At 43.6% G+C, this 13,079-nt stretch carries 11 protein-coding genes; 3 read left to right on the top strand and 8 right to left on the bottom strand.

All coding sequences use genetic code 11. The features are described 5' to 3' along the window. Positions 1-140: 140 nt before the first annotated feature. Together DN599_RS03320 and DN599_RS03325 are read right to left on the bottom strand one after the other, a co-directional pair. Positions 141-2,294, bottom strand: coding sequence for a prolyl oligopeptidase family serine peptidase (locus tag DN599_RS03320; RefSeq protein WP_110456212.1), 2,154 nt, complete (start codon positions 2,292-2,294; stop codon positions 141-143). Positions 2,295-2,885: 591 nt separating this feature from the next. Beyond that, positions 2,886-3,719: a flagellar protein MotY gene (locus DN599_RS03325; RefSeq protein WP_373317413.1), complete on the bottom strand. Its 834-nt coding sequence runs from the start codon at positions 3,717-3,719 to the stop codon at positions 2,886-2,888. 191 nt (positions 3,720-3,910) lie between these two features. On the opposite strand from DN599_RS03325, the gene rnt reads away from it, so the two are divergent. Next, the gene (gene rnt / locus DN599_RS03330; protein ID WP_110456214.1) at positions 3,911-4,615 is read left to right on the top strand and encodes a ribonuclease T; all 705 of its coding nucleotides are present in this window, start codon (positions 3,911-3,913) and stop codon (positions 4,613-4,615) included. A gap of 117 nt (positions 4,616-4,732) precedes the next feature. Here the strand turns inward: rnt and DN599_RS03335 are convergent, their stop codons facing one another. Together DN599_RS03335 and DN599_RS03340 are read right to left on the bottom strand one after the other, a co-directional pair. Then, entirely contained in the window at positions 4,733-5,749 is a 1,017-nt protein-coding gene (locus DN599_RS03335) for a DUF3137 domain-containing protein (RefSeq protein ID WP_110456215.1), read from the bottom strand. Positions 5,750-5,900: 151 nt separating this feature from the next. Continuing rightward, a complete protein-coding gene (locus DN599_RS03340) occupies positions 5,901-6,506 on the bottom strand; it encodes a peroxiredoxin (RefSeq protein WP_110456216.1) in 606 nt (201 codons plus the stop codon). 312 nt (positions 6,507-6,818) lie between these two features. On the opposite strand from DN599_RS03340, the gene DN599_RS03345 reads away from it, so the two are divergent. After that, on the top strand, positions 6,819-8,138 hold the full coding sequence (locus DN599_RS03345) for a Na+/H+ antiporter family protein (protein ID WP_110456776.1): 1,320 nt from the start codon (positions 6,819-6,821) through the stop codon (positions 8,136-8,138). Positions 8,139-8,230: 92 nt separating this feature from the next. Here DN599_RS03345 and ompW read toward each other — a convergent pair whose 3' ends face one another. The 4 genes from ompW to DN599_RS03365 form a co-directional block, all read right to left on the bottom strand. Further along, positions 8,231-8,878 (bottom strand): outer membrane protein OmpW, encoded by a 648-nt coding sequence (gene ompW, locus DN599_RS03350; RefSeq protein WP_162599140.1) that lies wholly within the window; start codon positions 8,876-8,878, stop codon positions 8,231-8,233. Positions 8,879-9,353: 475 nt separating this feature from the next. Beyond that, positions 9,354-9,752, bottom strand: a complete 399-nt coding sequence (locus DN599_RS03355; protein WP_110456218.1) for a YbaY family lipoprotein — start codon at positions 9,750-9,752, stop codon at positions 9,354-9,356. Positions 9,753-9,842: 90 nt separating this feature from the next. Then, entirely contained in the window at positions 9,843-10,703 is an 861-nt protein-coding gene (gene tesB, locus DN599_RS03360) for an acyl-CoA thioesterase II (protein WP_110456219.1), read from the bottom strand. Positions 10,704-10,811: 108 nt separating this feature from the next. Continuing rightward, the gene (locus tag DN599_RS03365; protein ID WP_110456220.1) at positions 10,812-11,729 is read right to left on the bottom strand and encodes an SDR family NAD(P)-dependent oxidoreductase; all 918 of its coding nucleotides are present in this window, start codon (positions 11,727-11,729) and stop codon (positions 10,812-10,814) included. Between the two features lie 431 nt (positions 11,730-12,160). Here DN599_RS03365 and DN599_RS03370 point away from each other — a divergent pair, with 431 nt between their 5' ends. Next, on the top strand, positions 12,161-13,039 hold the full coding sequence (locus tag DN599_RS03370; protein WP_110456221.1) for a 1,4-dihydroxy-2-naphthoate polyprenyltransferase: 879 nt from the start codon (positions 12,161-12,163) through the stop codon (positions 13,037-13,039). Positions 13,040-13,079: the final 40 nt, after the last annotated feature.

Raw genomic sequence — 13,079 nt, forward strand, 5'->3', positions numbered from 1 at the left:
ATAGAGGCCTACTATACCTACAGCGTGGACAATTGTGAATGGTTCAGGCACGAACTGTGAGCAGTTACTTCATAAAATTTTGTTAATAAAAAAGGGAAGTTATTCACTTCCCTTTTAATACTGAGTTAATGGTTAGTCGGTTAACCACCAATCTTAGCGGGTATGGTTAAACCAAAACTGTGCCATAGAAAACTGTAGATATCAGCAAATTCATCAATCTTCATTGCCGTTGGCTTGCCTGCACCGTGACCGGCTTTCGATTCGATACGCATGATGATCGGCGCATCGCCAGTTTGACGATCTTGCAGCAGCGCACCAAATTTGAAGCTATGCAGTGGTACGACGCGATCATCATGATCGGCTGTCATTACCATGGTAGCCGGATATTCACGCTCTGTAATATTATGGTAAGGCGAATAAGCAAGCAGCGCAGGGAACTGCTCAGCTACATCGGCAGAGCCATATTCACTAGTCCACGCCCATCCAATAGTAAACTTGTGGAATCTCAGCATATCTAAAACACCGACTGCAGGTAGCACAGCGGCAAACAGATCAGGGCGTTGAGTTAATACAGCTCCCATCAACAAACCACCGTTACTGCGACCATAAGCACCTAATTTAGTGCTGTTAGTATAATGGTTGTCGATAAGGTACTGCGCTGCAGCATAATAATCATCAAACACATTTTGTTTCTTATCAAACATGCCCGCTTGATGCCAGCTTTCGCCGTATTCGGCACCACCACGAAGATTAGGCACAGCATATATACCGCCCATATCCATCCACGCAATATTGGCTGGACTAAAGCGCGGGGTTAACGAAATGGAAAATCCACCATAGGCATACAATAAGGTTGGGTTATTACCATCAAGTGTTAATCCCTTCTTATAAGAGACCATCATAGGAACACGGGTGCCATCTTTACTGTTGTAAAACACTTGCTCTGACACATAGTCATTAGGATTGAATGAGACTTTGGGTTTAGCGTACAGACTAGATTGACCCGTTTTAAAATCAAACTTATAAGTAGTCTGTGGCTGCACATAACTATTAAAAGTGTAATAGAAATAGTCTTTGCTACGCTTACCATAAGGGCCGGCAATTTTACCTTTACCAGGTAAATCTACATCTTGGCGTTTAACGCCATCCATGCTGAAAATAGATAGCTGACCTAATACGTCATGCAGGTAACTGACAACCAAGTGGTCATTAATAATGGCCACGCTCGCGATAGGATCGCTTGATTCAGCAATCACCGTCTTCCAATGGGTTTTAGCTGGGCGATTAACATCAATCGCAATCACTTTGCCATTTGGCGCATCTAAATCGGTCTTAAAATAAAAGACTGATTTATCATTACCCAAAAAGCTGTATTCGGCTTCAAGCTCAACAATTAATTCAACCACTGGGGCATTTTGTTCGGTTAACGACTTATAGAAGAAACGATTACGACTGTCGGTACCCTGAGAGATAGAGATCAACAGATAATCGCCCTGCTCTGAGACTTCGGCACCAAAGCCCCAATCTTTATTCTGTGGGCGCTCATAAATCAACACATCTTGAGATTGATCTGTACCCAGTTTGTGGTAATAGACTTTTTGGTTAAAATTGACATCGGCAAGTAAGTTACCACCCGCTGGTGCATCATAGCGAGAGTAGTACACTCCTTGGTTATCTTTACTCCATTGTGCACTAGAAAATTTAATCCAATTGAGCTCATCAACTAATTTTTTACCACTAATGACATCAATAAATTGCCACTGTTGCCAGTCCGAACCTGATTTGGACACTCCATAGGCAATCGTTTTACCATCACCACTAACAGACACACCACTTAATGCCACGGTACCATCGGTTGAAAAGCCATTAGGATCGAGGGCAACCTTTTCTTGGCCTTGTTTATCTTTAACATACAACACCGACTGCGCCTGTAGGCCATCGTTGCGATAATAGAAGGTGTAATCGCCATGCTCAGATGGAGCGGTCACTTTTTCATAATTCCACAGCTCAGTAATACGCTCGACAATAGCCTGTTTATTTTCGAGTTGAGCCAGATAATCATGACCGGCCTGCTGCTGCTGTTTAACCCAGGCTTGGGTTGCTTCAGTGTCTTCTTCAAGATAACGATAGGGATCGGCCACTTGAACGCCATGAAGGGTCTCGACCACGCCTTGAGGCGAAGCCGTCGTTAGCGTGTCATCAGTTTGAGATGCATTATACTGACAGCCGCTGAGCATCAGCCCAAACCCCGCTATCAAAAGGTGTTGTTTTGATAAAATCGTTTTAAGACTCATCTGTTGCCATCCTGGATATCTAGTTATTATTTATCATGAAAATTGTGAGCAAAAGCTCATAACCACGTACTATACAAGTAAAATTACACAGTGCAATAATATTAAGACAATCAACAACAATGCTATTACTGCGGATTGTTAATAAAAAACTAACATGGATAAGCTCTGTAAAACGTAAAAATATGCACTGATTATGCTTAATCAATCGAATACTAACAAGATTGGTGCATTCAGCAAAAACTACCCCAGGTTAAGCATTAGAAATACTAATTTAAACTAGCAATTTTTCTCGCTTGCTGCTTTGAAAGGCTAATCCTATAATTCGCCTCGTTTTCAGGAAGTGTCTACCCCATGTAGATTTGAAAACAAGAACTCTAAACTTGTGTGGTGATTCACGTGAGTTTTTCCCTGGTTCTTATGCTTGACTTCCTTCCTTCAATTTGTTGATTGCAATTTATTATTTGCGGCCCACTTAAGTATATTAAGTGGGCTTTTTTTTACCTATATTTTTGCCTGTAATAATACAGCACAAATTTGTGGCAATAAAAAACCCAGCATTAGCTGGGTTTATCTGAATTTCAGCCGCTAGATCTATAGTGGCTTACTCAACCTTATCACTACCCTGCGGTTACGCGCACGTTCTTCAATAGTGTCATTAGATGCCACATGACGACGCTCACCATGGCCTTCGGTATAAATACGATCTTGTGGTATACCTGCCGATAGAAACAGATCTTTAACTGAATTGGCCCGTGTTTCTGATACCTTAGCATTGATAGATCGGCCGCCATAGCTATCGGTATAGGCATCGATAAGCACTAACTCTACATCAGGATCATAAGACAGATATTGCTGCACTTTAGCAATTTGCGCCTTAGAGTACCTAGTTAACTCATTACCACCAAACTCATAGGTTAATACAGTGAAAGCGATATCTTCAAAACTGTAAGGTAATAGATTGGCTAAACATGCGCGAAAATCGGTATATTTACGTGCAAAATTGGCTGCTGAAAGCCCGACAGCCACTTTACTGGAACGATTATACCAATCGGCATAATAAAATGTGGGCTGCATGCCGCGCTCTAATTCATTCAACATCGACCAAGCCGCATGTTTAGGCACTTCACCGCTAAAGTACTTTTGATAGGTGAGATCGGTTATCGGTTTCGACAACACCCCAGGGCGCCATGAAGGCGCCATACTCATCAGTGTTGCGTGCGTGACCTCATCAGGTTTAACCCACATATCCAGTGTGAAATTCAAATCATGATGTTTACCTGCATAGCTCGTAAATACCGCCTTACCGTATGAAGGGATGTCATGTTCGAGTCGACAGACTATTGGTGTATTGTCGCTGATTCGCCACTGTGACTGCTCCAGAGATGCCACATAATGGCGCAACTCACCATGAGCTGTCAGCGACATCCCCAAGCTCAACCATAATGTAAAAATCAACAGCACCCTAGCAAACATAGACAATCACTCTCATTTATTGCGTTACTTAAGACTATCGGCGTCTTTCGCCATTCCTTTAGCTTATATATTGACCGATCAAACATGACAAGCTCTGGCCAGATACTTCATAATAGCCACTGATTAATTATTTGGATAATTTGATGAGCGATATGTGCGACGCTAATAAACTCAACCACCGTTTTCGGGGGTATTTCCCTGTGGTTATCGATGTAGAAACAGCTGGGTTTAATGCCCAGACCGATGCGTTGCTTGAAATTGCAGTTACTATGCTAAAAATGGATGAGCAGGGTGAGTTAATGCTAGATAAAACTTTGCATTATCATATTGAGCCATTTGAAGGCGCCAATCTTGAACCTGAAGCTTTGGCATTTAACGGTATTGATCCATCTAACCCATTGCGCGGTGCAGTATCCGAAAAAGAAGCCTTTTTAGAAATATTTAAAGAGGTAAAGAAAGCACAAAAAGCATCCGGCTGCCACCGTAGCATCATAGTCGCTCACAATGCCGCCTTTGATCATGGCTTTGTGACTAAGGCGATTGAACGTAATGGATTGAAACGCACACCGTTTCATCCCTTTGCTACCTTTGATACCGCAGCGCTGTCAGGTCTTGCACTTGGGCATACCGTCCTCGCTAGGGCTTGTGTTATCGCTGGGATTGATTTTGATAATAAAGAAGCGCATTCAGCATTGTATGACACTGAGCGTACTGCTGAGCTTTTTTGCCATATAGTCAATAAATGGAAAGCATTAGGCGGCTGGCCCCTTAGCGCTACAGAAAACACCAATGGGCAATCCATTGATAAAACAAATGAAATACAAGTAGATTCAACAGCGTCAAAATAGGTTAATTCAGCCAATCCTGTTAACCGATAACACGCCAATGATAACGTTATCGCGAGGGGATACAACATTATTGTACAAGTATCCCCCTCTTCGTAATTAATCCGTTAAAGCGGCATTCTAGAGGCCTATTCGTTGATCTAACTTTAACGTCTCAATCAATGCGAACACTTCTCCCAACTCTTTAAACAGTTGTTCAATATCATCTTGAAAACTTAGTTCTTGTTTAACATCTAAATTAGATTGAAAATAATTATGTGTACTCGCTATTTTAATCAATAGCTTACCATCTTTAAAGCAAGCTTCCAGTTCAGAATTATAAAACCGTCCTATTGAAAGTAACCGCTCCATAGTCGCTGTATTAAGTAAGTAACGTGCTTCTATCTGGTCGCTACTATAAACTTCAAACTCTCGTTCAAAGCGCACATCCTCGAGCCTAACTCGCGATAAATCACTTTTAAATGCGCCCAGTTTATTACCTAACATACCTCTGTCTTTGCTAACCAGGGTAATGCCAGAAAAACGTTTAGAGATATCAAATTCAATCAATATACCTGTGAAAATATTTTTATATCGGGTTTGATTGTCACTATTAGTACCATCCTTGATATCTAACCCAACCTCGCGCAACAGAAAGTTAATGCCTTGATACTTTCCTTTGAAGGAGTCTTGAAAATAGCCGCGATCATATTTAGGTAAGATGCCGTAATCTTTGTAAGTGTCTAGCTCTGGCAAATTTGGCGGATTGAGTTTAAATTCCTTACCAAAATAACGAATGAGTATGGGGTAAAGTTTGGCAAAAATATCCCTGCTTAACTTAGTTGCTTCGCCATAGGCCCAATAGAAAACACTAGCGATGATTAACAATAGCACTATGGTAGAAATGAAACTTATGGTAAAAAGTTGGCTGTCATCGAGCACTGCTAAGCTATAAAACATCGCACCAAATCCGGCGAGAAACATAGGCATGACTAATTTGCCTAAGGGTTTAGCGATTTTTGCTCGCTCGTTGTATTGCTTGACAGCCGCTATGCGCTTCTTTTCATAGGCCGCGCATTTGGGGGCAATATTGCGCTTGTAGTACTGACTAAAGGGAAGTTTATCCTTTTCAGGGATATCAAACTCCATCGGATCCATTTATCACTCCTTGAATATGTTTTGATACTGCGTCATACCAACTAACCTTACGGTTTTCTCCTCACCCACATCAACGTGCATCATTGGTATAACAAATACACAAAAGCCGCGATGAACGCGGCTTTTTCAGTAACAAGCTATTATCTTAAGATTATAGCGAGTCAGCGTTGTCGGTCAGGTAAGAAGCAACGCCTTCAGGGCTTGCGTCCATACCTTTGTCGCCTTTTTCCCAGCCCGCAGGACAAACATCACCATGTTCTTCATGGAATTGTAGCGCGTCAACCATACGGATCATTTCGTCTACGTTACGACCAAGCGGAAGATCGTTAACCACTTGATGACGAACTTGGCCTTCTTTGTCGATCAAGAAAGAACCACGGAAAGCAACACCGGCTTCTGGATGCTCAACATCATATGCTTTACAGATTTCGTGCTTAACGTCAGCAACTAGAGTGTATTGAACTTGGCCAATACCACCTTTATCTACTGGAGTGTTGCGCCATGCGTTGTGAGTAAACTGAGAATCGATAGAAACACCGATAACTTCTACGCCACGCTTCTTGAACTCATCCATACGATGATCGAAAGCGATCAGTTCAGATGGGCAAACGAAAGTGAAATCAAGTGGGTAGAAGAATACTACAGCTGTCTTACCTTTGATCGCTTCGCTTAGGTTAAAGCTATCTACGATTTCGCCATTACCAAGAACCGCTGCAGCAGTAAAATCAGGAGCCGGACGGCCTACTAATACACTCATTTTATATCTCCATCTATGGATTGAAAAAAGCTTTATAACTATGAACTAAAAAGCATTATAGGCAGTCGACAGCGGGACACAAGCTATTTGGGATCATTGTCACTTTTTTTGAACAATTTGATTTTAGTTGCCCAATAACTGTTCGAGCCCAACACCAGTGTCCACCAAGGGTTCACACTTATGCAGTAAAGCTAGATACAGTTACGTTACATCTGTGCTTTTTTTACAGATAAAATGCCGATCGGCTGGACAAATAGCACGCTTGCGGTCGAAAATAGCCCCCTCTCAAACCACAATAAGCCAGAAAAATTTATGAATGCAGTTGTTATTGCAGTTTGCTTGATGCTGGGGCTCAGCCTGGCAAGAGTTCACGTCGTTATCGCGCTCACCATCAGTGCGCTCGTAGCAGGCTTAGTGGGTGGCATGGATTTACAGCATACGGTCGATGCATTTAATACCGGACTCGGTGGTGGTGCTCAAATCGCTCTCAGCTATGCCTTATTAGGCGCATTTGCCGTTGCCCTTTCTCACTCGGGTCTAACGACGTTAATTTCAACAAAAGTGATAGCCCAGCTGGGTAAAGAGCAAAATAGTCGTAACATCGATCGCGTGCGTTGGTTACTGTTGCTTGCCCTACTGGCAATGGCCGTTTCTTCGCAAAATATTTTGCCTATCCATATCGCCTTTATTCCCATATTGATCCCGCCATTACTACACGTCATGTCTAAATTACGTCTAGATCGCCGTTTAGTGGCGTGTGTACTCACCTTTGGTTTGGTCACCACTTACATGATCTTACCCATTGGCTTTGGCGGCATCTTCCTCAACGATATTTTGCTCTCTAACCTTAATAGCAATAATCTTGATGCCGTGCGCGAACAGATCCCAACGGCTATGTTGATACCCGCGCTTGGGATGATTGTCGGCCTATTAGTCGCCACATTCATTAGCTACCGTAAGCCTCGTGAATATCAACAAGCAACAGCGTTAGTTAACGAACCCGAAGCCAGCATTAATCGCCGCAATATTCTAATTGCCCTTAGCGCCATATTGGCCACACTATTGGTGCAACTCTATACTGGCTCAATGATTTTTGGCGCTCTGATTGGCTTTATCATCTTCAGTTTTTCAGGGGCGCTTAAGCATGTTGCCGACCAAGATATCTTTAATCAAGGCGTGCGCATGATGGCTAATATAGGCTTTATCATGATATCGGCTGCTGGGTTCGCTGCAGTGGTCAAAGAGACTGGTGATGTCAGTACCTTAGTAGAATCACTCTCTTACTTGATTGGCGATAATAAGGCGTTAGCGGCGTTCTTGATGTTAGTGGTTGGCTTATTGATCACTATGGGCATCGGCTCATCATTTTCAACCATCCCCATTATCGCCACGATTTACGTGCCTCTGGCCATGAGTTTTGGCTTTTCTGTTGCCGCAACGATTGCACTAGTCGGCACAGCGGCAGCATTGGGCGATGCGGGTTCACCAGCCTCAGACTCAACCCTAGGCCCCACTGCGGGTCTTAATGCAGACGGTCAACACGACCATATTCGCGACAGCGTGATCCCAACCTTCATCCACTATAATATTCCGTTGCTGATCTTCGGTTGGATTGCCGCTATGGTGTTGTGACCTTGATGGCATAACTTAGCGACTTAAGATACGAAAAAGGCAGCCACTTGGCTGCCTTTTCGCTAACTAAGATACACCAATATTAATGGCGCTTAGAAAGTGTAACCCACACTAACCATATAAACCCATGGATCGATATCGGTTTCAATCATCACAGGTGTATCACCAAGATTGAATTTAACATCAGTGCTGATTTGTGCATACCAAACAGAGGCGTTCACCAGCCAGTTCTTATTCACTTGATAATCAAGACCAACCTGAGCCGCTAAGCCCCATGAATTACTTAGACTGAGATCAGACAACGCGCCGTTCAGATCATTGGTAAAGTCATTGTCGAAGAAATTGGTAAAATTAACACCGGCACCAATATATGGACGAAGTTTAGATTGAGCCGAACCAAAATAGTACTGTGCGACTAAGGTTGGCGGAAGGTGCTTAGTTTCGGCAATCTTACCAACGCCGTCTAATGAAATGTCGTGACTAAAAGGTGTTGCCGCTAACAACTCAACCCCAATATTATCGGTCAGCATATACCCAAAGTTAAGCCCCAACTGAGTATCATTATCGACTTTAAATTCACCAAAACCTGCGACATCTTGGCTAGATTCATTTGGTGCGACCACAACGGCACCTGCACGCACAATAATATCACCAGCTTGGTGAGCAGAAACCGCAGCGCTAAATCCGCCAGCGAGTAGGGTGGCAGCGACAAGACCTGAAACAAGAGATTTTTTCATCATACTACTCCATTAATACAATTGTGTATTGAGATTGTTATTAGCAATTTGCTTACATTTGCCGCCATCCTGCCAGCTGCAACCTTGCTGCATATTGATCCATATCAATAAAACAAAACCCACTACAATCACGAACGCATATTAGTGACACTGGTCACACCCACGGAACAAACATTGAAAATACCCCTTTAAAAAGAGTGACCTAGATCAAACGACAGAATATGCCTCACCTCAAAATGAAATAAAAAATGGGCTTAACCCAACAGGATGAAAGCAACTTAGCGTTAACATTTCGTGTTGCCAATTGGGTCGTATCCGATAGTAAAAAAACACATATCAAATTACCCCAAATGCTCAGAGGAACAGCTAAGTGATTTGTTAAAGATTGGGCACTCGGCCAGTCTAATTTATTGAGCGCAAACTTTAGGTATAAAAAAAGGAGCCGTAGCTCCTTATTTCAGACAAAACAACTGCAGGTTTAACGAGCTGGCACTGGCTTCATAATCACCTCAGTGGTGTATTTATCATTATTGATAACAGGGAATTTATCGTACGTTTGAAAAATAACCATACCGTTATAGCGGATCATCGCAACCACCCCATAATTAATGCTGCTGTCGATAGTCTCTGCGGCAAAGGTGAATTTAAATGGTACAGGCACCTTAGCAATATTAAACGATTTCTGAGCCACAATAACTCCAGGTGTATCAAGATCGATAACAGCAATGGTAATAGCACTGCCTTGAGGTAAGGCTATGCGCTCTAAATAGCCTGCCGCTCCATTAACGATCACTGGCGGCTCGGGCTCAACGGTGACGCAAGCGCTAAGCAACAATAAACAAAACAGCGTAATAAACCCTTTTACTTTAACTTTCATTATGTGCATCCCATTAACTCATCATAAAAAATACCTTAAGCCCCAAGCCGCACTTAGGTTGTTCGCCACGGTTTAACCTCACCAAACTCATCACTGCGTTAAACGAATTAAACCTTCTTGTGTGGCAGATGCCACTAAGGTGCCATCTTCACTGTAAAACTCCCCTCTGACAAACCCTCGACCGCCCGACGCATTTGGACTATCTATGCTGTAAAGCAACCACTGACTTAGATCTAAAGGACGGTGAAACCACATGGCATGATCTATCGTGGCCATACGCATGCCCGGAGTTAAAAATGACACTCCATGGGGCTGGGCTGCGGTCACTAAAAAATTAAAATCCGACGCATAGGCCAGCAGATATTCATGCACCGACAGATCATTGGGCACACTACCGTTGGCGCGGATCCATACATACCGCTTAGGATCTGATGCCGCTGGCGCTACCGGGCTGCTGGGGTTCACTAAACGCATCTCTAGCGGGGAGTCAGCCATAAACTTTTCAAGCACATGGGCTGGCACTTTATCGCGCAGTGTCATCGCCAGTTCTTGTTGGTTCATTAATCCTTCAGGTCCGGGCACATCTGGCATCTGGCTTTGGTGTTCAAAACCTTGCTCATGCGCTTGAAACGAACAGGTCATGTAAAAAATCGGCCGCCCTTTTTGAATAGCTTTCACTTTTCGCGCACTAAAGCTGCCACCGTCACGAACCACTTCGACATCGTACACTATTGGCAGTTTTTCATCGCCGGCGCGTAAGAAATAGGAGTGAAATGAATGAACTTGCCTTAAAGGGTCAACGGTTTGCGCCGCCGCGCTTAAGGCTTGGCCCATCACTTGCCCACCAAATACGTGACCGAAGCCTAAATCTTGGCTCTGGCCTCGATAAAGGCCAACCTCTATCTGCTCAAGCGACAACAGCGATAACAGATCATCTAATACTTGACTCATTACACCTTACCGACAATATCTACTTAAATTAGACGACAAGCTTACCTTAGAAGACGTTCATATGACTAGGGGCTAGCAGGAGCGGAAGGCTTTTAATTACGCGGGCAATTACTCAATCACAATATGATGTTCACCTGCACTTCTTTTAGCCCATGCAGTGACCTGAGCTTCGCCACTGGGATGAACTTGGTAAGGACGTGCTTGTTTAAGCTCATGCCAATGGGCATGTATAACATTTGGATTGCACTCAGCATCGGTAATGCGCATGTGTTGAGATTCGGTAAACTTGCCGTGACTCACACTACCTGCAGCGACCAATAAATGCTGTCCGGTGGGCGCTAAAGTCGACGTTAAAAATAACATGACTGCATTCACCGATGAGGTCGAAAATAGTGGCTTAACTAATGGTGACAAATGATGTTCAGTCATTTGGGTCAACGCGTGGGGAGTAATCGAATTAACACAGATATTGCTATCCATACCTTCAATGGCCAGGCTATTAACTAAGCCAATTAATGCCATCTTACTGGTGGAAAAACAGCTTTCATGTCGATCGCCATATAAAGCACTGGCACCACAGCTCATGAGTATACGCCCATAACCTTGGCGTTTCATTTCAGGCCACACCAACTTGGTTAGCATAAAACTGCCATTGACATCGATATCGAGTTGTTGCTGCCACTGGGCATAAGAAAGATCCTCAAACGCACAGGGACGATGAATACTGGCATTATTAATCACAATATCAATATGGCCCCAGCGAGCAAGAATTGTCTTAACCGCATCATTTAAACCCACACTATCACGCACATCTAACTTAAAGCTCAAGGTCTGCGCGCCGAGCTCAGTTAAGGTTTGCGCTGTTTTGATTAGGCCAGAGTCTTGAGTTAACACAGCGTTAGGATCGGCAATACCTGCATCAATGAGCGCGACATGCGCGCCTCGCTCAGCAAGGGCGATGGCATAAGCTCGCCCTAAGCCCGCTCCGGCTCCAGTGATAACTGCCACCTGTTCATCAAAACGCATCAGCCATTTTCCTTATGTCATTGCCTTGTTGATGCTTCCCTACATCAAACTATTGCAACTAAATAATCTTATATTAATTAATTAGATAATAGTTAATTTGGCCATTAACTGACCTTACACTAGAGTCCTATGACAGCATATATGATGGTGATATTCTTTGAGGTCACCGACAAATATGAGTCAGGATCGGCAAAGCATTGTGCGCTCGTTCAAACTTTGACGATTTAATTTTACAAATTGATAACAACAAGATTGCTTGCCCAACAAACAAAATGATAATGGGTGTTTTTGATAAAAATAGAACGAAGCAGTTCACATAACGCTAATGCAAGCACTGCAAGGCGTCACTGTTTTTTGCTATGCTACTCATCGACAGTCTCGAGCGAGTATCGCTCCCACCCCTATTCGGCTAAATAAGTACTAACACGATAATGAATCCTTGGATCCTGGCGACACGCCCACGCACACTTCCTGCAGCTATTGGCCCCTTATTAGTAGGCAACATTTTAGCGATCAACCTAGCACAATTCAGCTGGTTTATCGCCGCTATCTCCATGCTATGTGGGGTTTTACTGCAAGTGGCAGTTAACTTAGCAAACGACTACTTTGACTTTAAAAGCGGTATCGACACCCATGAACGCTTAGGCCCTGTACGGGTAACACAGAGCGGCTTGCTGGCGCCCGAAAAAGTGCGCAATGCCATGCTAGTCTGTCTGGCTCTAGCGTTAGTAGTTGGCTCAATACTCATTTATCATGGCGGCTTGCCCATCGCACTATTAGCGCTCTTGTCAATTTTAGGAGCCCTTGGTTATAGCGGTGGCCCCTATCCATTGGCGTCGCATGCATTGGGTGAAGTGGCGGCGTTTATCTTTTTTGGGTTAGTGGCTGTCGTGGGTAGCTTCTATCTACAGGCTGGCACGACCAACACCGCAGCCTGGTTGCTTGGCAGCGCTATAGGCCTATTTAATGCGGCCATCATGTTAGTGAATAACACCCGAGATATTCCAACCGATGCTAAAGCAGGTAAATTGACCTTAGCGGTCAAAATTGGTGAAGGTCAAGCGCGGGTGCTCTACCAGGCATTGGTTTATCTGCCTTTTGCACTGATTATCGGTGGTTTTTTTCTGGGTTTATTACCGGGTTTACCAGTACTATTGGGCGGCTTATCGCTGATTTTGGCGCGTAAACTCAACAGTGAATTTAGCCAAACATCTGGGGAAGCCTTAAACCCCTTATTGGGCAAAACGGCCAAATTAACGATTATTTTTAGCGCATTATTTAGTCTAGGCTTAGCGTTTAACTGGGTATGAGCCAACCAAAGCTGATATGACACCGCTACGCTAAAGTAAA

The organism is Shewanella algidipiscicola, assembly GCF_900380485.1.
Taxonomy (GTDB): Bacteria; Pseudomonadota; Gammaproteobacteria; order Enterobacterales; family Shewanellaceae; genus Shewanella; species Shewanella algidipiscicola.

What these genes read in the sequence shown, in the direction of transcription:
- DN599_RS03320 (WP_110456212.1), bottom strand. Translation starts at nt 2,294, where the DNA reads ATGAGTCTTAAAACGATTTTATCAAAACAACACCTTTTGATAGCGGGG.
- DN599_RS03325 (WP_373317413.1), bottom strand. Translation starts at nt 3,719, where the DNA reads ATGTCGCTGACAGCTCATGGTGAGTTGCGCCATTATGTGGCATCTCTG.
- rnt (WP_110456214.1), top strand. Translation starts at nt 3,911, where the DNA reads ATGAGCGATATGTGCGACGCTAATAAACTCAACCACCGTTTTCGGGGG.
- DN599_RS03335 (WP_110456215.1), bottom strand. Translation starts at nt 5,749, where the DNA reads ATGGATCCGATGGAGTTTGATATCCCTGAAAAGGATAAACTTCCCTTT.
- DN599_RS03340 (WP_110456216.1), bottom strand. Translation starts at nt 6,506, where the DNA reads ATGAGTGTATTAGTAGGCCGTCCGGCTCCTGATTTTACTGCTGCAGCG.
- DN599_RS03345 (WP_110456776.1), top strand. Translation starts at nt 6,819, where the DNA reads ATGAATGCAGTTGTTATTGCAGTTTGCTTGATGCTGGGGCTCAGCCTG.
- ompW (WP_162599140.1), bottom strand. Translation starts at nt 8,878, where the DNA reads ATGATGAAAAAATCTCTTGTTTCAGGTCTTGTCGCTGCCACCCTACTC.
- DN599_RS03355 (WP_110456218.1), bottom strand. Translation starts at nt 9,752, where the DNA reads ATGAAAGTTAAAGTAAAAGGGTTTATTACGCTGTTTTGTTTATTGTTG.
- tesB (WP_110456219.1), bottom strand. Translation starts at nt 10,703, where the DNA reads ATGAGTCAAGTATTAGATGATCTGTTATCGCTGTTGTCGCTTGAGCAG.
- DN599_RS03365 (WP_110456220.1), bottom strand. Translation starts at nt 11,729, where the DNA reads ATGCGTTTTGATGAACAGGTGGCAGTTATCACTGGAGCCGGAGCGGGC.
- DN599_RS03370 (WP_110456221.1), top strand. Translation starts at nt 12,161, where the DNA reads ATGAATCCTTGGATCCTGGCGACACGCCCACGCACACTTCCTGCAGCT.